The sequence below is a fragment of the Flavobacterium sp. genome, assembly GCF_027484205.1.
Taxonomy (GTDB): domain Bacteria; phylum Bacteroidota; class Bacteroidia; order Flavobacteriales; family Flavobacteriaceae; genus Flavobacterium.
Genome location: NZ_JAIXUB010000009.1, coordinates 156,764 through 179,136, shown reverse-complemented (window position 1 = coordinate 179,136; position 22,373 = coordinate 156,764). Strand labels below are relative to the sequence as shown.

Below are 22,373 nucleotides of genomic sequence, written 5' to 3'. Positions count from 1 at the left end.
TACAATAAAAAATATTTCATTAAAATGTAATTTAACAATAAAAAATAGTATTTTTACTTGTTTTGGGGATGTAGCTCAGTTGGCTAGAGTGCTTGACTGGCAGTCAAGAGGTCGTGGGTTCGAGCCCCATCTTCTCCACTATTTTTTAGATAAAAAATAGAATTTATTAAAGTTACTGTTTAAGCCAAAAATTCAATACAAAAAAAGCCAAAATCTAATTGATTTTGGCTTTTTTTTATTTTCCGTTTTTTAAATCATCGGCTACTTTTTCCAGTTCTTGATACCAATCTTCTCCAAATCTTCTAATTAAAGCTTCTTTTACAAATTTATAAATAGGCACTTGAAGTTCTTTTCCAAGTGAACAAGCATCATCACAAATATCCCAACGATCATAGTTTACTGCTGCAAATTCCGTGAAATCTTTTACTCTTATTGGATATAAATGACAAGAAACTGGTTTTTTCCACGAAATAACTCCTTGATTATAAGCTTGTTCTATTCCGCACAAAGCCGTTTTTCCATCAAAAATTACATAAGCACAATCTTTATTGTCAATTAATGGTGTTTCTAAATCTTGCTCTGTTCCTTTAACCCAAGTTCCAAGTTTTTCAATAGCTGCAATGCCTTCTTTGCGTAAAAAAGGTTTAACTTTTGGGTAAATTTCTTCCATAATTTTAGTTTCTTCTTCACTCAAAGGCGCACCAGCATCACCATCAACGCAACACGCACCATGACACGCTGAAAGATTACAAACAAAATCCTTCTCTAAAATATCTTCCGAAACTATCGTTTTTCCTAACTGAAACATATACAAAATATTAGATATTAAATTTTAGATATCCGATATTTTCTTGAATCTAAAATTTCGACAAAGGTACAAATGATTTTATGGTTTTAATAAATATCCTAAAATTAACGTATCGTTTTGATTTTAACAATTTTGAAAGCAGTAATTTTGCACTTTGAAAAAATGAGGAATTATGTTTGGATTAGATTTTAAAGAAATTGTTACCATTGGAATGGTGCTTTTTGCAGTAATTGACATTGTAGGAACGATTCCGATTATTGTAGAATTACGTCAGAAATTTGGCCACATTGAATCAGAAAAAGCATCTGTTGTTGCTGGAGTTATTATGATTGTTTTCCTTTTTGTTGGAGAAGAATTATTAAAATTAATCGGAATTGATGTCCACTCTTTTGCCGTTGCAGGTTCATTTGTGTTGTTCTTTTTAGCATTAGAAATGATTCTTGGTATCCGAATTTATAAAGACGAAACCAATTCCTCTGCATCAATTGTTCCTTTAGCATTTCCATTAATTGCTGGTGCTGGAACGATGACTACTTTACTTTCATTACGTTCACAATTTGCAACTATAAATATTATAATTGCAATTGTTTTAAACATTATTTTGGTGTATGCCGTTTTAAAATCATCCGCTAAAATTGAGAAGTTTTTGGGTAAAAATGGACTTGGTGTCATTAGAAAAACCTTTGGCGTAGTGCTACTAGCTATCGCTGTTAAATTATTTGCAGCTAATGTTAAAGGATTATTCATTTAAACTGATTTTTACTATTTTTGTATAAAATATTTATCAATGAAAATTTTTACTACAATATTAATTGTAATTGCCGTTAGCTTAATGGCTTTCAACATTACCTTGCTTGATTTTCAAAATCCATTTGAAGGTGATAGTTTGGTTGCTTTAGTTGGAATTGCAGCTGCCTTTTGCGCCGTTTTAATTTTACTTATCTTCAAAATGTCTAAAAAAATTGAAGAAAAATTAAAAAATCAATAAACTCATGTTTGATGTTTTAATTATTGGTGGTGGCGTTTCTGGAGTTTCTTGTGCGTTAGTTTTGGGTTCTGCTCATAAAAAAGCTTTTGCTCAAGATAAAAAAATTGGAATTATTACACATCAAAAGACATCTTCTTTACAAGAGGCATTATTCAATAATGCTTACGGAATTCCTGCTGGAAAATTAGGTTCTGAACTTTTAACTGAAAGTTTGGAACAACTTCATAATTTATATCCTCATGTTGCACAAATTGAAGGTGAAAAAGTTTTGAAAATTGATGGAGAATATCCAAATTTCAATGTGATTACCAATAAAAACAACTACAAAACGAAGAATATTGTTGTTGGAATTGGCTCAGCAAATACCTTTGCTATTGAAGGATTGATGCACTACATTGAACCTCACAAAAAAGCAATTGCCGAAAAACAACGCATTCAATTAAAAAATGATGACCACAAAGTTGCTGAAGGAATTTATGTAGCTGGAACTCTTGCCGGACATAGAAGCCAATTGGCAATAGCTGCTGGAAGTGGCGCTGCTGTTGCAACCGATATTTTAACATTGTGGAATGACGGAATTTCGAGTCAAGCGCACGACTCAATAAGAAAATAATCTAATTTTTACCATTCAAAACCGTTTTTACCATTTTATCTTCTTTCAAAATAATTTGGTAATATTGATTTTCTCCAAACAATTGGCGGGCAAACTCAGCAGCAATGTAACGATTTACTAATCCTCTGCTTTTGTTCAAACTAATGTCTAAACCTGCTTTAGAAAGGTATTTTTCAAACAAATTAATGTAGTTTTCATTTTGAATCATTTTAGTTTGAAATTTCTGAAAATCGTCTCCTTTAAAAGCATTTCTATTTTGATCTAATTGTTCAAAAACAAAATGACCTACGATACCAGTTTGTAGAATATATTGCAAACTTTCTTGACCATGTTCAACTTCTAAGGGCACAAAAACATCAGGAACAATTCCACCGCCACCATAAACCGTTCTTCCTTTTTTGGTTTTAAATTTTAAAGAATCTGCGATTTTAATTTTGCCTTTTTCATACAATTCGCCACTTTCAAAACGAGTTTCCGATTCTTTATAATATTCTTCAGTATGTCCTTTTACATAAGGTTTTTGAATGCTCCTTCCGCTTGGTGTGTAATATCGTGCAATGGTTAATCGAACTGCTGAACCGTCATCAAAACCCATTTCACGTTGCACTAATCCTTTACCAAAAGAACGTCTTCCGTAAACTAAACCTCTATCGTTGTCTTGAATGGCTCCAGCTAAAATCTCGCTTGCAGAAGCTGAGTTTTCATCTATTAAAACAGCTACTTTTCCAGTTTCAAAATTTCCTTCTTCGGTTGCAAAAGTTTTGTCTATACTGCCTTTTTTATTTTTGGTAAAAACAATTAATTCTTTGTCTTTCAATAATTCATCAGCTATTTCAACTGCCATTTCCATAAATCCGCCACCGTTTTCTCTTAAATCTATTACTAGAGAATTGATGCCACTTTTCTTCAATTTCAATAAAGCAGTGTGAAACTCATCGGCAGTAGTTTCTGCAAAACGATTGATTTTTATATAACCTGTCGTTTTATTCAATAGAATAGCAATGTCAACACTTTTTATCGGAATAACATCACGTATTACTTTAATTTTCAGATTTTTATTTTCCGATTTTCTATAAATTGTCAAGGTAACTTCCGATTCTTTTTCGCCTTTTAACTTACTATAAAGCACTTCATTCTTTAATTTTTTGCCGAAAAGTTTGAAATTATCTGCATACAATATTCTGTCACCCGATTTAATTCCGGCTTTTTCTGCTGGACCATTTTCTACAGGTTTTATCACAGCAATAGTATCATTATAATTGTAGAAATTGACACCAATTCCAACGAAATCACCTTTCATGTTTTCAGCAACAGCAGTTTGTTCACTTGGCGGAACATAAACGGAATGCGGATCTAGATTAGCAAGAATATTATTGACAGTTAAATCTACAATGGAATCTGTCTTTACATCATCAACATATTCATTATCAATAAAATTGATTAGTTTATTGAGTTTTGTTTTATAATCGTTTTTAGACAAAGAAGGTTTTGCCACAGGATAATTAATCAAACCACCAATGACAATACCAAGCGCCACGCACGAGAAAAAAAGTAATGGTAAATAGATTTTATTAATTTTCATGAAAAACAATTATTTAGCTTGTCAAAATTACAAAGGTTTATAGTATAGAAACGTTAAACATATCCTATTATTTCCTAAAACTGAGTAAAACCTATTCTAATTCTTCAATTTGAGAAACTTCAATACCTGCTTTTATAAGGAAATCAATTCCTGAAGTGTCGCGATAACCATTTTGATAAACCACTCGTTTAATTCCTGATTGGTGAATTAATTTACTACATTCCTTACAAGGAGAAAGCGTAATATATAAAGTGGCGTTATCACAAGATTGTGTAGAACGAGCCACTTTTAAAATAGCATTTGCCTCTGCATGAAGTACATACCATTGCGTTAATCCTTCTTCATCTTCACAGCAATTTTCAAAACCTGAAGGCGTTCCATTATAACCATCGGAAATTATCATTCTATCTCGAACAATTATTGCGCCTACTTGCTTTCGTTTACAATAAGAAAGTTTACTCCATTCGGAGGCGATTCTTAAATAAGCTTTATCGTATTTATTTTGTTTTTTGTCTTTCATGTTTTTTTTGCCACTAAGGCGCGAAGGCACAAAGTTAATAATGTTTTAAATTTTGAACTCTATTCAAGTGGTGTATCATTTAGCCCTGATCTCGTCAAAAAAGACGAGACAAGAAGCAGGAAAATGGTTTACAAATATAACTACTGATTTGCTCCTTTCTTAGTCAAGCTCAGGATTTTTTTATCGTTTCCAAATTGGGCTTTCGATGATTAACGGAATTACAACGCCAATAACGAATGCTGACATGGTTAATGTAAAATCACGTTTACTGAATCGGAATAAGGTTTGGACGATGAATGATAAAATTAAAACTACTAAAACCACTATTATTTGTGCCGCTTCGATTCCGAGTGCGAACTCTAGTAATGGCCACAATTTATCGGTTGGTTTTCCTGGAAGAATTTCTTTGAAATAGTTTGAAAATCCAAGTCCATGAATGATTCCAAAAAATAATGTTACAGCTCCAACAAAGGTTATACTTTCCTGTTTAGAGGATTTTCCTGCTGTAAAAAGATTGAAAAATGCGGTAATTAGAATCGTTATCGGAATAAGAAACTCAACGATATTTGCTTGAACCGTTACTATATTAAAAACAGAAAGCATTAATGCTAGTGTGTGTCCGATGGTAAAAATAGTAACCAACAAAAGTATTCTTTTCCAATCTTTAAAAGCATAAGGAACAGTTAGTGCGATTAGAAATAAGACATGATCGTAACCATTGATATCTAAAACATGGTTGAGACCAATTTTGAAATAAATCCAAAAATCTGACATAGGTTGTGTTTTTTGCAATTTTTAGGAATGTAAACTTACAATTTATTTTGAATTTGAAGGAAAAGATTATCTTAAATTCGATGAAAAACATTTTAGGTTTTTGAGGAATTTGAATTATATTTGCATCATAAAACCACTATAATTATGTCATTTTCAGATTTATTTGATAGCGAATTTAAAACGAGAAATAAAGGTCATTTTTCGGCTATTGTTCGTGTTGCCACTTCTGACGGAGATTTGAGCAAAGAAGAAAAAGAATTTTTAGATAAACTAGCTGTTCGATTAGAAATTTCAGCAGCAGAATATGAAGAAATTCTTGAAAACCCAATGAAATACCCAATCAATCCACCATATTTACACTCGCAACGATTAGAACGTCTTTTTGACTTAGCGAGAATGGTTTATATTGATCACGTACTTGGTCCAAAACAAAAGGAAGTATTAACAAAATTTGCTTTGGCTCTTGGTTTTACACCTGGAAACGTTCCTTTTATTGTTGATAAAGCGTTGTCTTTATTGATGTTAAAAGTTGATGCTGATACCTTTGTTTATGAAATGACACACATGAACAAGTAATTTTTGTTTAAACAAAATATATGAAAAAGTCTTGAGAAATCAGGGCTTTTTTTATTTGGCAATTTCAAAAGGAAGAATCACTTCAAATGTAGTTCCTTTTCCAACTTCGGTTTGATAGTCAATTTTGCCGTTCATGAGTTCGACTAAATTTGAAACTATAGATAAACCAAGTCCTAAACCTTCTATTTTTCTGGAATTATGAAGTTTTTTAAAACTTTGAAAAACGTCTGATTTTTGCGATGAAGAAAATCCTGTTCCTGTATCTTTTACAATAAATTTTAGTGCAATAAAGGTTTCGCCAAAACTCTCTACACTAATTTCAAAAGTGATAGTTCCTTTTTTTGTAAACTTTATGGAGTTATCTAAAAGGTTAATTAGAATTTGATTTAATCGAATTTTGTCACCTATTAATTGATCAGTAATTTTATCTTGAATGTTAACTTTAAATTCTATATTTTTTTCTTCAACTTTGGGTTTAATGATTGATAACAAATTAGTTAATCCTTCACTTAAAGAAAATTTTTCTTTGACAATATTCATTTGTCCAGATTCAATTTTTGATAAATCTAACAAATCTTGAACTAAATGATGAATATGAGTCGTGGTGTCTTTTAATGTTTTAACATAATCTAATTGATCATCAGTAAGATTTGTTTTTTCTAAAAAGTTTAAGAAAAACTTCAAACCCCAAATTGGTGTTTTCAAATCGTGACTTACATTTGCCAAGAATTTATTTTTAAAATTTTTCTCCGATTCTAACTGTTGGTTTTTCAATTCTGAAAGATGAAAACTCAAAACCGATTCGTTTTTTTCTTGAGCTATGCTTTGAAAATTATTGTAATGCTCTGTAAAATCTATTAAAATCAAAAAAGGATTTTCATTACTTGAACCTGAATTAAAAATAACATCAACTGTTTTTTTTATATTATTTACATCAATATGAATGCAGCTAAATGTAAACTCATTGTATTCTAAATCGATAAGAGAAATAATGGTTTCAAAGAAAGGATGAAAATTTGAAATAGAAGTTTTTTTTGGAACATTGAATAATAAATCATCCGATTTTATGACCGTTCCTTGCTTATTTAAAACTACAACTTGAGTTTTATTATAAAGGTATTTATTTCTGATTTTTTCAAACATCTTTCACCATTTTTAGTCCAATTGTTTGAAAAATAGTTTCAACTTCAATACCTTCCTTAGCACTTGCAAAATAATCAATTGAGATGTTTTTTTGTTCTAATATGTTTTTAAAATCTTCAATATCAATTAAATCTAACTTATTTGAAACAGAAACAATTTTAGTTGTAGGATATGTTGTTTTTAAAAAATCAATCTCTTCATTAAATCGTTCGTAGGTTTGTGAACGCGTTGGATCAATAACATAAATAAATCCTGATGTTCCTAAAAGATAAGACGAACGCACTTTTTGAATATCATCTTTTCCTTCAATATCCCAAATTACTAAAGTTAAATTTAGCTCTTCAATTTTAATTTCTTTTTTAAGAATATGAACACCAATAGTAACAATATAATTGTCTGAAAAAGTATTTTGAACAAATCGTCTCATCAAAGAAGATTTTCCAACACCAAAATGTCCAACTAAAACAACTTTTTTAGAACTATTCATTAATAAATTCGGTTAATTTTAAAGTAATTTGTTCTTTGTCGATGGCATCTGTTTTAATATGAGAAGCAATGTCGAACAATTTATTTTCTAATTTGTTTTTGAAAGAAGTATCAAATCCACCAGAAATAACTACGGCAAAATAATAAGAAGTAAAATTTTGAATATGAATCTCAAACAATTCATACTGAATTAGTTCAAGACTTTGTTGGTCTTTTTTAAAGGCATCTTCGACGAAACTTTTAATGGCAGTTAACATTCCTGCAATCATGTCTTCATCGATACTTTCTTGCTTTGATGCACTAGAAATAATCAAACCTGAACCTTTTTCGATAACAAAAACTTGCTCAACAGAAGTTTGGTTCATTTCGCTCAAAATAATTTCTTTTTCAGAAACTCCTGTAAAAATGGCTTTAACTTTTCGTTGCCACGTTTTAATTGAGAAAGTGGTTTGAACCTGACTATTGATAGAATCTGAGAGAGCTTTTATTTCTTGCTGAATGTATTTTTTAATCATTTTACCTATAATAGGAAACAATGCTTCAACAACTTTATCTTGCGATTTAGTCAAAGCGTCAGCAATAACTGGACCTAATTTTGTTGGAATTTCTTCTACAAAAGTGTCTATTTTCTTATCAATAATTGGATTAACTTTTTCTGAAAGTTTTTCGTGAGTATTGACAGTATCTTCAAGAGAATCTAATTTTTGTAAAATATTTTGCGCAAAATCTCTGTCCTCACTAAGAAGAAGTTCTTTGAGCTTAATTAATTTCTCTGAATCTGTCATAATAATGAATTAGTCCTTCATTATCTTTTCGCCCATAGAAACTAAAAGTGTTCCAAGTAGGTTTCTATCAACTTTTTTGTGGTTCAATTCGTCCGTTTTATCATTCATACTGTTTTCTAAATCAGTAATTCTAATATTTAAATCGGTAGCTAAATTATCGATAGTGCTGTTCAACTCTTTACGAGTTTCTGCAATGAAGTCTTCTAATTCCTCTTTTCTTTTTTCAATGTGATTTTTAATCGCCTGAAATTCCTGATCAATTTGCTGAATATTTTCACCAAAAATCAGGTTTTTGATAGCTTCCAATCTTTGAGCAGATTCTAATGGATTTACTGCTGGAGCTTCTGTTTCTTTTGATTGATTTTTAGACATATAAGTAAAGTAGTTTTTGTTGAAAAATGTCTACAAATTTAGTTAATTTCTTTTAACTACGCTACTTTTCACAACCTTAATGCCTTGTAGAATTACTTCTACAAGATAGATTGCTTCATAAATTCTTCGGCTTTGCTAACCATGTTATAGCTTCCACAAAAAAACGGAACACGTTGGTGTAATTCTGTAGGTTGAATTTCCATAATTCTTCTATAACCATCAATAGCTCTTCCGCCAGCTTGCTCAGCAATAAAAGCCATTGGGTTACATTCATACAACAATCTAAGTTTACCATTTGGAGCTTTAGAACTCGTAGGATAAATATATATTCCGCCTTTAATCATATTTCTATGCATATCAGAAACTAGACTTCCTATATATCTTGAAGTATATGGTCTGTCTCCTTCTTCAAGCTGACAATACTTGATATAATCCTTTACTCCTTGCGGAAAATGAACATAATTTCCTTCATTGATGGAATAAATAGTTCCATCTTTTGGATACTGCATATTAGGATGTGAAAGATAAAAAGTTCCGATGGCTGGATTTAAAGTAAAACCATTTACACCATGACCAGTTGTATAAACGAGCATGGTTGAAGTTCCATAAATCACATATCCTGCGGCTACTTGTTGTGTTCCTGGTTGTAAAAAATCTTCACTCGTTACTGGTGTTCCAACAGGTGTTTTTCTTCTAAAAACAGAAAAAATTGTTCCTACAGAAACATTAACATCAATATTTGAAGAACCATCCAATGGATCCATTAAAACCACATATTTATTACTATGAGAATTATCTGAACCTGCAACAGTAATGAAATCATCATTTTCTTCCGATGCAATTCCACACACAATTTCACGATTGATTAAGGTTTGGATAAAAACTTCGTTAGCATAAACATCTAATTTTTGTTGGTCTTCACCCTGAACGTTCTGTTCACCTGCTGCTCCAACAATATCAACCAATCCTGCTTTATTTACTTTGTAATTAACTACTTTAGCAGCTAATCGAATGGAATTAATAATTCGTGACAATTCACCCGAAGAATACTGAAAAGCATTTTGATTTTCAATAATAAATTCACCTAAAGTTTTGTTGCGTTCTTCCATTACGAAATCGTTGTAGTTATTTCTGCAAATATCGTATTTTTTATCAAATTTCAAATCAATATCACGAATTAATACTACATATTTATTATCAAACTTATTTTATCTTTGCTCTTCAATTTATTAAATAATTATACAATGAAAATCAAATCATTTTTTGCAATAGTACTTTTAGTTTTTTTAAATTTTTCTAAAGTAAATGCTCAAATAAATTTAGGCGACAAAGCTCTTGGTGCATTACAAACAGGAATTGCAGGTTTTACATTTTCTAATGAGGATGCTGCAAAATTATCTAAAGAAGCAGTAAGAAAAATGGATTCTACTAATGTAGTTGCTGGTCCAAAAGACGGTTACACTTTAAGATTGAATAGAATTTTCGGGAAACACGCAACAGAAAACGGATTGACTTTAAATTATAAAGTATATCTAACAAAAGATGTAAATGCCTTTGCAACTGCCGATGGAAGTGTTCGTGTTTATTCGGGCTTAATGGACATAATGGATGACAATCAATTACTTGCAGTTATTGGTCACGAAATTGGGCATGTTGCTAATGAAGACACTAAAGACGCCATGAAAGCTGCATATAAAAAAGCAGCATTAATTGGTGCTGTTTCGTCACAATCAGATAAAATTGCTAAACTAACAGACAGTCAATTAGGGCAAATTGGAAATGCAATGTTAGATAGCAAACACAGCAGAAAGCAAGAATCTGAAGCTGATTTATTTTCTTATGATTTTATGAAAAAACATGGTTATGATGTAAACGCAGTTGAGTCAGCTTTTAATTTATTAGCAACGCAAAGCGGAGGAACTTCTGCAGATTTTTTAACACAAATGATGAGTTCGCATCCTGACCCAAAAGAGAGAGCGGAAAAAGCTAAAGCCAGAGCAGAAAAAGATGGTTTATATAAAGCGTATGTTCAAAAAGCAATTAATAATAAAGCTGTTGCAACAAAAACTACAACTAAGAAAAAAGTAGTTAAGAAGAAGAAATAGTATTAAAGTTAACTATTCACAGAACTCTTTTTTTTATAGTTTATTTTAAAACAATTGTCACATTGAGCTTGTCGAAATGCTCATTAAGAAGTCTTCGACAAGCTCAATGTGACAATTTGGTTCTAATTGGCTTTAATTTTAAATTCCATATTCTAGTATTGTTTGATATTATTATATTGATTCGAGCATTTGCGAACTGGCGAAGCAATTTGTATTTTTGGGCAATAAAGTTTTTAAAATGATAATTAGAAAAGGAACTTCAACTGACATGCCTTCAGTGTTAGAATTGATAAAAGAATTGGCCGTTTTTGAAAAAGAACCTAATGCCGTTGTAATTTCTGTTGATGATTTAATTCGCGATGGTTTTGCAGAAAACCCTTTGTTTCATACATTTGTAGCAGAAGTCGATGGTCAAATTATCGGAATTGCGCTTTATTATTACAGATATTCTACTTGGAAAGGCAAAACAATTCACCTCGAAGATTTAATCGTAAAAGAAGACAAACGCGGAACTGGAGCAGGATTTGCGCTTTATAGTGAAATCATAGCCCAAGGAAAACGAGATAATGTGAGAAGAATTGAATGGAATGTTTTAGATTGGAACACACCTGCCATTGAATTTTACAAAAAAAGTGGCGCAAAAATTCTTGATGATTGGCGTGTGGTTCAAATGGATGAAAACGGAATTAATGAGTTTTTAAAAAACAAATAAATATCAAAATTCAAGTTTCAAAAATTGAATTTAATAAGTTGTGATTTGTTTGATTTTTATTAATTGATATTTATTATTTATACATAATTATGAGAATATTTAAATTTGGTGGAGCATCAGTGAAAGATGCCAATGGTGTAAAAAATGTTTTTGATGTTTTACAAAAAGTAGGTCATGAAGATGTGTTAATTGTAATTTCTGCTATGGGAAAAACAACTAATGCATTGGAAATAGTAATCAAAAATTATTTTGAAAAGTCTAACGAATTTCATGCTTCATTGCAAGAAGTTAGAAAATACCATAATCAAATATTATTAGATTTATTCGACGATGAAGAACATGATGTTTTTTTTGCAGTAAATAGTCATTTTGCCGATTTAGAATATTTTTTAAGAAGCAACAAATCTCCAAATTACAACTTTGTATACGACCAAGTAATTAGTTTTGGTGAGATAGTTTCAACTACAATTGTTAGTTATTATTTCAATGAAAATGGATTGAAAAATAATTGGATTGATGTTAGAAATTTCATTAAAACAGATGCTACTTACCGCGATGCTAATGTAGATTGGGAACAAACACAAAAATTAATTTCTAAAGGTGTAAAGAAAAAAGCATTAAATATCACACAAGGATTTTTAGGTTCTGACGAAAACAATTTTACCACAACATTAGGACGTGAAGGTTCTGATTATACCGCAGCCATTTTTGCTTATTGCTTGAGTGCAGAAAGTGTTACTATTTGGAAAGACGTTCCTGGTGTTTTAAATGCTGATCCAAGATATTTTGAAAATGCAATATTATTAAATCAAATTTCCTATCGTGAAGCAATCGAATTAGCCTTTTATGGTGCTTCTGTCATTCACCCAAAAACGTTACAACCTTTACAGAAAAAAGAAATTCCACTTTTTGTAAAATCATTTATAAATCCTTTATTACCTGGAACTTCGGTTTCTAAAGGTGCTGATTTAGAACCAAAAGCTTCGTGTTTTATTGTAAAGAAAAATCAATTATTAATTTCTCTTTCTTCTATAGATTTCTCTTTCATCATGGAAGAAAACATCAGTGAAATTTTTGCTCTTTTACACAAATTCAAAATCAAAGTAAGTCTGATTCAAAACACAGCCATCAGTTTTTCTATTTGTATTGAAGATAAATTTGGAAATTTCAACGAATTAAAAACCATTTTATCAAAGAAATTCAAAGTCTCTTATAACGAAGATGTTTCTCTTTACACCATTCGTCACTTCTCTAGAGAAGCAGCAGAAATGGTAGAAAAAGACAAAACTGTTTTAGTAAAACAAATTTCTAGAGAAACCATGCAGATTGTTACTAAGGAGTAAAATTTGTTTCAAGTTTTTTATTAATTTTATAAAAAAAAATCATGAAAATAAAAGATTTAAAAAAATACTCAACAGCAGAAAAAATTTTTTTAGCAGAACAATTATGGGACAGCATTGCAAAAAAAGAAATTGAACTTTCTGATGAAATAAAAAATGAGTTAGATAATAGACTTCATATTATTGAAGAAGGTAAAACTGAATATTATTCCTGGAATGAAGTAAAAAATCATCTGAAGGAAGTCAGAAAATGAAACAAATTCAATTCACAAAGGAAGCCCTTTTTGACATAGAAGAAATCATACTTTGGTATGAAGAACAAAGAGAAGGTCTTTCATTCGATTTTGAATTATGTCTAGAAGTAGGTATAAATGAAATACAAAGAACTCCATCTGCTTTTCAGAAAAGATACAAACAAGTAAAAATTAGATTCATTAACAGATTCCCTTTTGGCATTCATTATATAGTAAACAACGAAATCATAACCATCGTTGCAGTTTTTCATACTTCACGTTCGCCATCTAATTGGCTAAAAAGAAATAAATCTTAAATTCTAATCCTAAATCTTTCCAATAATAAATACTACTTTTGACATTTATGAGTTATCTTATTTATGTTGAAAAATAGTTTTTTATGGATGTTGTTGTTCTGTTTTTCTGGCATTTTTGCTCAGGAAATAGAAACGCCCTATAAAAACAAAAAAATAGCATTTTCTAAAGATACCATTGCTATTGATAACGTTAGCATCAATAAATCGTTTTTTAAAATTATTGATAATCAAGGAATTGAAATCGATTCTTCCGCTTATAAAGTAGATTTCCAAAACTCAAAATTGATTTTCAAAGACAATTATTTTTCTCAAGATTCATTAACCATTCGTTATTTAAAATTCCCTGAATTTCTTACCAAAACCTATTCTGTTTATGACGAAAAACGAGTAATTTCCAACGAAGCTGGAAATTTGTACTCCATAAAAAGAGACAATCTAAAAACATTCAAACCTTTTGACGGATTAAACACTTCTGGAAGTATAACTCGTGGAATTACCGTTGGAAACAATCAAAACTCAACCGTAAATTCTAATCTTGATTTACAAATTACTGGTAAAATTTCCAATAAAGTTTCACTTCGTGCTTCTATTCAAGACAGCAATATTCCTTTGCAAGATGGTGGTTATTCGCAAACTTTAGACGAATTTGACCAAATATTCATCGAATTATTTTCAGATAAATGGAACATTCGTGCTGGAGATTTATTCCTTGAAAACAGACAGTCAAAATTTTTGAATTTCAATAAAAAAGTACAAGGATTATCTTCAAAATTTACTTTTGGAACACCTAAAAATAAAACTGAAGTCTTTGCCTCTGGAGCAGTTGTTCGTGGTCAATATGCTAAAAGCAGTTTTACAGGACAAGAAGGAAATCAAGGTCCATACAAACTTCGTGGAAATAATGGCGAGCTGTATGTATTAGTAATTTCGGGTTCAGAACGTGTTTTTGTAAATGGAATTCTATTAAAAAGAGGTGAGAGTAATGACTACATAATTGATTATAATGCAGGTGAAATCATCTTTACTTCCTTATTTCCTATCACTTCCGAAATGCGAATTATTATCGAATACCAATATTCTGATAGAAATTTTACCCGATTTGTAACTTATGGTGGCGCAAATCATCAAACCGAAAAATGGTCTATAGGTGGATTTTTATATTCTGAAAATGATGTAAAAAATCAACCATTGCAACAAAATTTGTCTAACGAACAAGTTGAAGTTCTAAAAAATGCTGGAGATGATTCTAATTTAATGACTGCGCCATCTGCTTATGAAGATTCGTATTCTGAAAATAAAGTTTTGTATGAAAAAGTCACTATTGATGGTCTTGAAGTTTTTCAATATTCAAATGATGAAAATGATACCTTATATAATGTTCGGTTTTCGTTAGTTGGAAATAACTTTGGAAATTATGTTTTAGTAAATAACAATGCCGTTGGAAAAATTTATGAATATGTTGCTCCAGTTGCTGGAATTCCACAAGGAAATTACGAACCAATAACACGATTAATTGCACCAACAAAAATTCAAATTGCCACAATTTTAGGAAGCTATAATCCAAATGAGAAAACCGCAATTGATTTTGAACTTGGAGTTAGCAATAACGATTTGAATCTTTATTCTACCATTGACGACAATAATAACAAAGGAATTGCAACAAAAATCAACGGAAAACAACGTCTATTTTCAGGAAAATTTAATTTGGATGCATTTGCAAATTATCAATTGGTGCAACAAAATTTCAAAACTATCGAACGATTATTCAACATAGAATTCAATCGTGATTGGAATTTAACTACTATTTCTGGCAATCAAAGTTTATTAGTTTCTGGTTTGGATTTTGATTTTAAAACCAAAGGATTTGCCAAATATCAACTAGAAAAACTCGATTTTACTGATAACTTTTCAGGAACACGACACATTGTTCAAGGAAGTTTCAAACACAAAAATTTAGTAGTTCAACAAAATTCCAGTTTCATGAAAAGCTCTGGAACTATTTCAAACACTGACTTTATCCGAAATCAAACGAGAGCAAAACTACATTTTAAAAAGAACTGGATTGGCGGAAGTTTCAATTTAGAAGATAATCAGGAGAAATTAACTGCTACAAATCAATTCACCTCTTTAAGTCAACGTTTTTCAGAATATGGTGCGTTTATTGGTCGTGGTGATAGCACAAAAGTGTATGCAGAAATTGGTTATTTAAACAGAAAAAATGACAGTTTGCAATTTGGAATACTACAACGGGTAAATACATCTGATTCCTATTATTTGAAATCAAAATTGATTCAAAACAAAAAAACGAATTTATCGCTTTTTGTAAATTATAGAAGATTAAAATATACCGATGCAACGATTCCAACTGAACCTTCATTGAATTCTAGATTACTTTATAATGATAATTTTTTCTATCAGTTAATTCAAACCACTGTTGCATACGAAACTGCTTCAGGAACCATTGCACAACAAGAATTCACTTATTTAGAAGTTAATCCTGGACAAGGAGTTTACATGTGGAATGATTACAACAACAACGGAATCCAAGAACTGCAAGAGTTTGAAATAGCTGCTTTTCCTGATCAAGCCAAGTATGTTCGTGTGTTTCTTCCTAATCAAGTATTTATAAAAACACATCAAAATAAATTTTCACAATCGCTGACTTTAAGTCCATCAAAATGGATAAATGAAAAAGGTTTTAAAAAGCTGCTTTCCTATTTCTACAATCAAACATCCTTTGCATTAGACAGAAAGATTCAACGAGATGCAGATAACTTTAATCTAAATCCGTTTTCAACCAGCGAAGATAATTTGTTGGGATTGAACACTAATTTCAGAAACAGTTTGTTTTACAATCGAGGCAAACAACGTCATTCATTGACATACACTTATTTGAATGGCCGAGTAAAAACGTTGTTGTCTATTGGCTCTCAAGAAAACACTTCGCAATCTAATCAGTTACAATATGCACATTTGGTGAAAAAAAGTTGGCTATTTAATTTGGATTCATCCATTTCAAATTCCGAAAGTATCTCCGATAATTATGCCACAAGAAATTTTGAATTGAATTCTTACACTGTAGAACCTAAAATATCCTATTTATTTTCGAATAACAAAAGTTTGTCACTTTTTTATGAATACAAAAATAAGGAGAACATGATAAATTTACTAGAATCTTTAAAACAGCAACGCTTCGGAATTTCTTTTAATTATTCAAGTAATAACAAGTTTACAGCAAATGGAGAATTATCACTTTATAATAATGAGTTTATTGGAAATGCTCTCTCACCAGTTGCGTTTCAAATGTTAGAAGGCTTGCAACCCGGAAAAAACAGTACTTGGCGATTGCTTTTACAAAAAAATCTAACCCAATATCTTGATATCAACATCAACTATCAAGGTCGAAAATCCAATACATCTAGTACGATTCACACTGGAAATGTTCAGTTACGTGCTTTTTTTTAGTGTAAACATAGTTCTACATCAAAAAAATAATATTGGAATAATTGTTGTTTAAAATTAATTAGTTAATTTTAAACTTTAATAACCTAATTTAAAAATCACAATGAAGAAACTAATTTTATTATGCTTAGTGTTTGTATTCTCAAACGCGACTTTTGCACAAGATGTAAAAGAAAAAGCATCAAAAACTAAAGCTAAAACAGAAAAAGCAGTAAAAGCTAAAAAAGAAAAAGCTGATAAATTAAAAGAAGAGAAAGCTAAAGCAAAAAAAGATGCTGAGAAAGCAGCTAAAAAAACAGAAAAAGACGCAAAAGCTAAAACTTCAAAAGCTAAAAAAGAAGTAGAAGAAAAAGCGATTAAAACTTCTAAAGATGCAAAAGCTAAAGCTTCTAAAGCTAAAAAAGAAACAGAGGAAAAAGCATCTAAACTAAAAAAAGACGGAACTCCAGATAAACGTTTTAAAGATGCTGAAGCAAAAGGTAAAGAGGCGAAAGCTTCTGCAACAGGAAAAGCAAAAGCTACAGAAGGAAAAGTAAAAGCAACTGCAAATAAAACAGAGGCAAAAGTTAAAAAAACAGCTGCCGAAGAAAAAGAAGATATGAAAGAAACTGCGGCTTCTAAAACTGCAGAGAAAAAAGTAGCTGATAAAGTAACTGGAAAATATAAAGGTAAAAAAGTATTTACTGGACCAAGAGGTGGAAAATATTACATCAATAAAAACGGAAACAAAACCTATATTGATGCTGAGCAAGAAGAATAAAAATTTCTTTGTCTAAAATTTTTAAAAATCCAACTTTCAAACAACAGAAAGTTGGATTTTTTGTTTAATTTTTATACCTAATTTCCCTCTCAAAATCATTACGAAAACTTATCGTAAAATCTCATAAATCCCTTATTTTTAGGGATTTTTTGATTTTTTATCATTTATAACTTACTGTTAAACAATAATTTACACAAATTACCCAAAGTGGCTTAATTCTTACGCATTGTTAAAAACTAAAGCCGATTGTGAATAAGTTTGACTTTCTTTTTCATTTAAAATTGACAATCTTTGTAACAGTTGAAAAAAGTTAAAAAAACCTTAACAAAAACCCTTAATTATGTCTTTCGTAGAACCAATTCTTCAAGAAAATAAAGATCGCTTTGTAATTTTCCCAATCAAGCATCAAGATATTTGGGAATGGTATAAAAAACAAGAAGCTTGCATTTGGACAGCAGAAGAAATTGACTTACATACCGATTTAAATGATTGGAATAACAAGTTGAACGCTGATGAGAAATACTTCATCAAACATATTCTTGCCTTTTTCGCAGCATCTGATGGAATTGTGAACGAAAATCTTGCAGAAAACTTTGTAAGCGAAGTACAATATCCAGAAGCAAAATTTTTCTACGGATTTCAATTAATGATGGAAAATATTCACAGCGAAACCTATTCGTTGTTGATAGATACGTATGTAAAAGACGAAGCTGAAAAATATGAACTTTTTCATGCTATAGAAACGTTTCCTGCCATTAAAGAAAAAGCAGAATGGGCTTTGAAATGGATAGAATCTGATTCTTTTGCAGAAAGATTGATCGCTTTTGCAGCCGTAGAAGGAATTTTCTTCTCAGGTTCTTTTTGTTCGATTTTTTGGTTGAAAAAACGTGGTTTAATGCCTGGTTTAACTTTTTCAAACGAATTAATTTCTCGTGATGAAGGAATGCATTGTGATTTTGCGGTGCATTTACATACGAACCACATCGTAAATAAAGTTCCAAAAGAAAGAATCACAGAAATTTTAACTGACGCTTTAAACATCGAAAGAAAATTCATTACCGAATCACTTCCTGTAAGTTTAATTGGAATGAATGCTACTTTGATGACACAATATTTAGAATTTGTTACTGATAGATTATTAGTAGAATTAGGATGTGATAGAGTTTATAATTCTTCAAACCCATTCGATTTTATGGACATGATTTCACTTCAAGGAAAAACTAATTTCTTTGAAAAACGTGTGGCAGAATACCAAAAAGCAGGTGTTATGAATTCTGATTCTGAAGCAAGCAAAATTAGTTTCGACGCTGATTTTTAATTATAAGTCACAAAAAAACTGCCGTAAAGACACAAAGGCACAAAGAAAAATCAATGATTTGTAGAGTCTATGATTATATTCTTTATTAAAAACTAAAAAAACTTTGTGACTTAGTGTCTTCATGGCAAAAAACAAAAAAAAGATTACAAATAACCCGAAATAGCGAAGGGATTTTCTATTTCACAAAACTTAAAACTTATGTACGTAGTAAAAAGAGACGGCCACAAAGAGCCGGTAATGTTTGACAAAATCACCGATAGAATTAAGAAACTATGCTATGGTTTAAACGACAGAGTAGACGCTGTAAAAGTAGCCATGCGCGTAATTGAAGGATTGTATGATGGAGTAACTACGTCAGAATTAGATAATCTTGCAGCAGAAACAGCAGCGTCAATGACGATTTCGCATCCTGATTATGCTCAATTAGCAGCAAGAATCGCCATTTCAAATTTACATAAAAACACTAACAAATCATTCTCAGAGACGATGAATGAAATGTACCATTATGTAAACCCAAGAACCAATCAAGAAGCTCCTTTGCTTTCGGAAGAAGTTCACAATGTAATTCAAGAAAATGCAGAATTTTTAAATTCTCACATTATATATAACCGTGATTTTAACTACGATTACTTTGGTTTTAAAACCTTAGAGCGTTCGTATTTGTTAAAAATCAATGGTAAAATTGTTGAAAGACCTCAACACATGTTGATGCGTGTTTCGGTTGGAATTCACTTAAACGATCTTGAATCTGTAATTGAAACTTACGATTTAATGTCTAAAAAATTCTTTACACACGCAACGCCAACATTGTTCAACGCAGGAACTCCAAAACCACAAATGTCATCTTGTTTCTTACTAACTATGAAAGATGATAGTATTGATGGAATCTATGATACGTTAAAACAAACGGCAAAAATTTCGCAATCAGCAGGCGGAATTGGATTAGCAATTCACAACGTTCGTGCAACTGGTTCATATATTCGTGGTACAAACGGAACTTCAAACGGAATCGTTCCGATGTTGAGAGTTTTTAATGATACTGCTCGTTATGTAGATCAAGGTGGTGGAAAACGTAAAGGAAGTTTTGCAATTTACCTAGAAACTTGGCATGCTGATATTTTCGAATTCCTTGATTTGAAAAAAAATACAGGAAAAGAAGAAATGCGTGCTAGAGATTTATTCTTTGCTATGTGGACTTCTGATTTGTTCATGAAACGTGTTGAAGCTGATTCAACTTGGACTTTAATGTGTCCAAACGAATGTCCAGGATTAGATGATGTTTATGGCGATGAATTTGAAGCATTATATACTTCGTATGAAGCACAAGGAAAAGGAAGAAAAACAGTAAAAGCACGTGAACTTTGGGAAAAAATCCTAGAATCACAAATTGAAACTGGAACACCATATATGTTGTACAAAGATGCAGCGAACAGAAAATCAAACCAAAAGAATTTGGGAACTATCCGTTCGTCTAACTTGTGTACTGAAATCATGGAATACACTTCTGCAGACGAAATTGCAGTTTGTAACTTGGCTTCTATCTCGTTACCAATGTTTGTTGAAAATGGAAAATTCAACCACGAATTACTTTTCAATGTAACTAAACGTGTAACTAGAAATTTAAATAAAGTTATCGACAGAAATTACTATCCAGTAATAGAAGCTGAAAACTCAAATATGCGCCATCGTCCTGTTGGTCTAGGTGTTCAAGGTTTAGCAGATGCTTTTATCATGTTGAGAATGCCTTTTACAAGTGACGAAGCGAAACAATTGAATCAGGAAATTTTTGAAACTTTATATTTCGCAGCTGTTACTGCTTCTATGGAAATGGCTAAAGAAGAAGGACCATATTCTTCTTATGAAGGTTCACCGATTTCTAAAGGTGAATTCCAACATAATTTATGGAATATTAAAGACGAAGAACTATCTGGAAGATGGGATTGGGCAAGTTTAAGAAAAGAAGTTTTAGCAAATGGTGTAAGAAACTCATTGTTAGTAGCGCCAATGCCAACGGCTTCAACATCTCAAATTCTTGGAAATAACGAAGCTTTTGAACCTTACACTTCTAATATTTATACAAGAAGAGTACTTTCGGGAGAATTTATTGTAGTTAACAAACACTTACTAAACGATTTAGTTGAAAGAGGATTGTGGAACGAAACCTTGAAGCAAGAAATTATGCGTCATAATGGTTCAGTTCAAAATATTGAATCAGTACCCCAAGATTTGAAAGAACTTTACAAAACCGTTTGGGAAATGTCAATGAAAGACATCATCGATATGAGTCGTCAAAGAGGTTACTTTATTGACCAATCGCAATCGTTGAACTTGTTTATGCAAGATGCAAATTATGCTAAATTGACTTCGATGCATTTCTACGCATGGAAATCAGGTTTAAAAACTGGAATGTATTATTTAAGAACAAAAGCTGCAGTTGATGCCATCAAGTTTACATTAAATAATGATAAAAAAGCAGAACCAATTGAAGTTCAAGAACAACCTGCAGCAGAAATGAAATCTATAACAGAGCCATTACAACCAATTGCGGTTCTAAACGAACCGGTAGAAATGACTGCCGAAGAATACAGAGCAATGATTGAAATGGCTAAAAATGCTGGTCCAGAAGATTGCGAAATGTGTGGTTCATAATAAGAAAGTAGAATAAAGAGAAAAGAATATAGAAACAGCTATCAATTAAGATGGCTGTTTTGTTTTTTAATTATCTTTGAAATCAAATAAAAATACAATGTCAAAAGAAAAAGGAGTTTATACAGGAATTATAGAAAAAGACGAAAACGGAAACTATTTCTGTGGCGAATATTTATTAGACTATCAAATGGTTACTAAAGATTTTAAATTGGGCGACGAAATCAATATCAAATCGGTTATTGCTAATCCAAGTGATAAAAGTTACAATCAATATCCAAAGAAATCGCGTCATTTCTTTTTGGCAAATGATAAAAAATAATTACAATGCTTACCTTCAAAAGAACAACTTCTGATAATCCCGATTTTGAAAAACTTGTAGTTCAATTAGATACTTATTTGACAATTCTCGATGGTGAAGATCATGCCTTTTATTCTCAATTTAATAAATCAAGTTTGTTAAAAAACGCTTTGATTGTGTATGAAAATGAAAATCCAGTTGCAATTGGTGCTTACAAAGAATATGATGCTGAAACGGCAGAAATGAAACGAATGTTTACATTACCTGAACATCGTGGAAAAGGAATTGCAACCAAAGTATTATCAGAATTAGAATCTTGGGCAAAAGAAGAAAATTATAAAACTGCTTTATTGGAAACTGGTTTCATGCAAAAAGACGCCATTTATCTATATCAAAAATTAGGCTATAAAATCATTGAAAACTTTGGGCAATATCAAGGAGTTGAAAATAGCATTTGCATGAAAAAAAATATCTAAAATCAATTAATACTCCACTGTCAGTCTGAGCTTGTCGAAGACTTAAGACGCACTTC

24 protein-coding genes and 1 tRNA gene are annotated in these 22,373 nt (G+C 31.0%); 16 read left to right on the top strand and 9 right to left on the bottom strand.

From position 1 onward, the window contains the following. Window positions 1–64: 64 nt before the first annotated feature. A tRNA-Ala gene (locus tag Q0049_RS03425) sits at window positions 65–138 on the top strand. A 97-nt stretch (window positions 139–235) separates the two neighbouring features. On the opposite strand, the gene Q0049_RS03420 is transcribed toward Q0049_RS03425, so the two are convergent. Beyond that, complete coding sequence (locus Q0049_RS03420) at window positions 236–808, bottom strand: DUF3109 family protein (RefSeq protein WP_298116587.1); 573 nt, start codon at window positions 806–808, stop codon at window positions 236–238. A gap of 172 nt (window positions 809–980) precedes the next feature. On the opposite strand from Q0049_RS03420, the gene Q0049_RS03415 reads away from it, so the two are divergent. The 3 genes from Q0049_RS03415 to Q0049_RS03405 are packed head-to-tail and all read left to right on the top strand — an operon-like array spanning window position 981 to window position 2,409. Beyond that, complete coding sequence (locus Q0049_RS03415) at window positions 981–1,559, top strand: MarC family protein (protein ID WP_298116586.1); 579 nt, start codon at window positions 981–983, stop codon at window positions 1,557–1,559. Between the two features lie 36 nt (window positions 1,560–1,595). Beyond that, the gene (locus Q0049_RS03410) at window positions 1,596–1,796 is read left to right on the top strand and encodes a hypothetical protein (protein ID WP_298116585.1); all 201 of its coding nucleotides are present in this window, start codon (window positions 1,596–1,598) and stop codon (window positions 1,794–1,796) included. A 4-nt stretch (window positions 1,797–1,800) separates the two neighbouring features. Then, window positions 1,801–2,409: an FAD-dependent oxidoreductase gene (locus Q0049_RS03405; protein WP_298116584.1), complete on the top strand. Its 609-nt coding sequence runs from the start codon at window positions 1,801–1,803 to the stop codon at window positions 2,407–2,409. Between the two features lies 1 nt (window position 2,410). On the opposite strand, the gene Q0049_RS03400 is transcribed toward Q0049_RS03405, so the two are convergent. From Q0049_RS03400 to Q0049_RS03390, 3 genes are all read right to left on the bottom strand, one after another. Continuing rightward, a complete protein-coding gene (locus Q0049_RS03400) occupies window positions 2,411–3,991 on the bottom strand; it encodes a S41 family peptidase (protein ID WP_298116582.1) in 1,581 nt (526 codons plus the stop codon). Window positions 3,992–4,082: 91 nt separating this feature from the next. Further along, on the bottom strand, window positions 4,083–4,511 hold the full coding sequence (locus tag Q0049_RS03395) for a dCMP deaminase family protein (RefSeq protein WP_298116580.1): 429 nt from the start codon (window positions 4,509–4,511) through the stop codon (window positions 4,083–4,085). Between the two features lie 180 nt (window positions 4,512–4,691). Beyond that, window positions 4,692–5,285, bottom strand: a complete 594-nt coding sequence (locus tag Q0049_RS03390) for a HupE/UreJ family protein (protein ID WP_298116578.1) — start codon at window positions 5,283–5,285, stop codon at window positions 4,692–4,694. 144 nt (window positions 5,286–5,429) lie between these two features. Here Q0049_RS03390 and Q0049_RS03385 point away from each other — a divergent pair, with 144 nt between their 5' ends. Next, entirely contained in the window at window positions 5,430–5,861 is a 432-nt protein-coding gene (locus Q0049_RS03385; protein WP_298116576.1) for a TerB family tellurite resistance protein, read from the top strand. A 51-nt stretch (window positions 5,862–5,912) separates the two neighbouring features. On the opposite strand, the gene Q0049_RS03380 is transcribed toward Q0049_RS03385, so the two are convergent. From Q0049_RS03380 to fbp, 5 genes are all read right to left on the bottom strand, one after another. Beyond that, window positions 5,913–7,004, bottom strand: a complete 1,092-nt coding sequence (locus Q0049_RS03380; protein ID WP_298116574.1) for a HAMP domain-containing sensor histidine kinase — start codon at window positions 7,002–7,004, stop codon at window positions 5,913–5,915. After that, on the bottom strand, window positions 6,997–7,491 hold the full coding sequence (locus Q0049_RS03375) for a Rab family GTPase (protein ID WP_298116572.1): 495 nt from the start codon (window positions 7,489–7,491) through the stop codon (window positions 6,997–6,999). The genes Q0049_RS03380 and Q0049_RS03375 overlap by 8 nt, the downstream gene beginning before the upstream one ends. After that, a complete protein-coding gene (locus Q0049_RS03370) occupies window positions 7,484–8,275 on the bottom strand; it encodes a cell envelope biogenesis protein OmpA (RefSeq protein ID WP_298116571.1) in 792 nt (263 codons plus the stop codon). Before Q0049_RS03370 ends, Q0049_RS03375 begins: the two co-directional genes overlap by 8 nt. Window positions 8,276–8,284: 9 nt before the next feature. Beyond that, window positions 8,285–8,647, bottom strand: coding sequence for a fructose 1,6-bisphosphatase (locus tag Q0049_RS03365; protein WP_298116569.1), 363 nt, complete (start codon window positions 8,645–8,647; stop codon window positions 8,285–8,287). Window positions 8,648–8,745: 98 nt separating this feature from the next. After that, complete coding sequence (gene fbp / locus Q0049_RS03360; RefSeq protein ID WP_298116566.1) at window positions 8,746–9,756, bottom strand: class 1 fructose-bisphosphatase; 1,011 nt, start codon at window positions 9,754–9,756, stop codon at window positions 8,746–8,748. Between the two features lie 135 nt (window positions 9,757–9,891). Between fbp and Q0049_RS03355 the strand changes: the two genes are divergently transcribed. The 11 genes from Q0049_RS03355 to Q0049_RS03305 all read left to right on the top strand — a co-directional run bounded on the left by Q0049_RS03355 (window position 9,892) and on the right by Q0049_RS03305 (window position 22,317). Further along, a complete protein-coding gene (locus Q0049_RS03355) occupies window positions 9,892–10,752 on the top strand; it encodes a M48 family metalloprotease (RefSeq protein WP_298116564.1) in 861 nt (286 codons plus the stop codon). A 238-nt stretch (window positions 10,753–10,990) separates the two neighbouring features. Further along, complete coding sequence (locus Q0049_RS03350; protein ID WP_298116562.1) at window positions 10,991–11,464, top strand: GNAT family N-acetyltransferase; 474 nt, start codon at window positions 10,991–10,993, stop codon at window positions 11,462–11,464. A gap of 89 nt (window positions 11,465–11,553) precedes the next feature. Continuing rightward, window positions 11,554–12,807 carry an aspartate kinase gene (locus Q0049_RS03345; protein WP_298116560.1) on the top strand — a complete coding sequence of 418 codons (1,254 nt, stop codon included), beginning with the start codon at window positions 11,554–11,556 and terminating at the stop codon, window positions 12,805–12,807. Window positions 12,808–12,848: 41 nt separating this feature from the next. Then, window positions 12,849–13,058, top strand: coding sequence for an addiction module protein (locus Q0049_RS03340; protein WP_298116558.1), 210 nt, complete (start codon window positions 12,849–12,851; stop codon window positions 13,056–13,058). After that, the gene (locus Q0049_RS03335) at window positions 13,055–13,354 is read left to right on the top strand and encodes a type II toxin-antitoxin system RelE/ParE family toxin (RefSeq protein WP_298116556.1); all 300 of its coding nucleotides are present in this window, start codon (window positions 13,055–13,057) and stop codon (window positions 13,352–13,354) included. Before Q0049_RS03340 ends, Q0049_RS03335 begins: the two co-directional genes overlap by 4 nt. A 63-nt stretch (window positions 13,355–13,417) precedes the next feature. Continuing rightward, window positions 13,418–16,819 (top strand): hypothetical protein, encoded by a 3,402-nt coding sequence (locus Q0049_RS03330; protein WP_298116554.1) that lies wholly within the window; start codon window positions 13,418–13,420, stop codon window positions 16,817–16,819. A gap of 100 nt (window positions 16,820–16,919) precedes the next feature. Beyond that, window positions 16,920–17,576: a hypothetical protein gene (locus Q0049_RS03325; RefSeq protein ID WP_298116552.1), complete on the top strand. Its 657-nt coding sequence runs from the start codon at window positions 16,920–16,922 to the stop codon at window positions 17,574–17,576. Window positions 17,577–17,916: 340 nt separating this feature from the next. Beyond that, window positions 17,917–18,894, top strand: coding sequence for a ribonucleotide-diphosphate reductase subunit beta (locus tag Q0049_RS03320; protein WP_298116550.1), 978 nt, complete (start codon window positions 17,917–17,919; stop codon window positions 18,892–18,894). 198 nt (window positions 18,895–19,092) lie between these two features. After that, window positions 19,093–21,543 carry a ribonucleoside-diphosphate reductase subunit alpha gene (locus Q0049_RS03315; RefSeq protein WP_298116548.1) on the top strand — a complete coding sequence of 817 codons (2,451 nt, stop codon included), beginning with the start codon at window positions 19,093–19,095 and terminating at the stop codon, window positions 21,541–21,543. Between the two features lie 97 nt (window positions 21,544–21,640). Next, window positions 21,641–21,862: a hypothetical protein gene (locus tag Q0049_RS03310; protein WP_298116546.1), complete on the top strand. Its 222-nt coding sequence runs from the start codon at window positions 21,641–21,643 to the stop codon at window positions 21,860–21,862. 5 nt (window positions 21,863–21,867) lie between these two features. Next, entirely contained in the window at window positions 21,868–22,317 is a 450-nt protein-coding gene (locus Q0049_RS03305) for a GNAT family N-acetyltransferase (RefSeq protein ID WP_298116544.1), read from the top strand. Window positions 22,318–22,373: the final 56 nt, after the last annotated feature.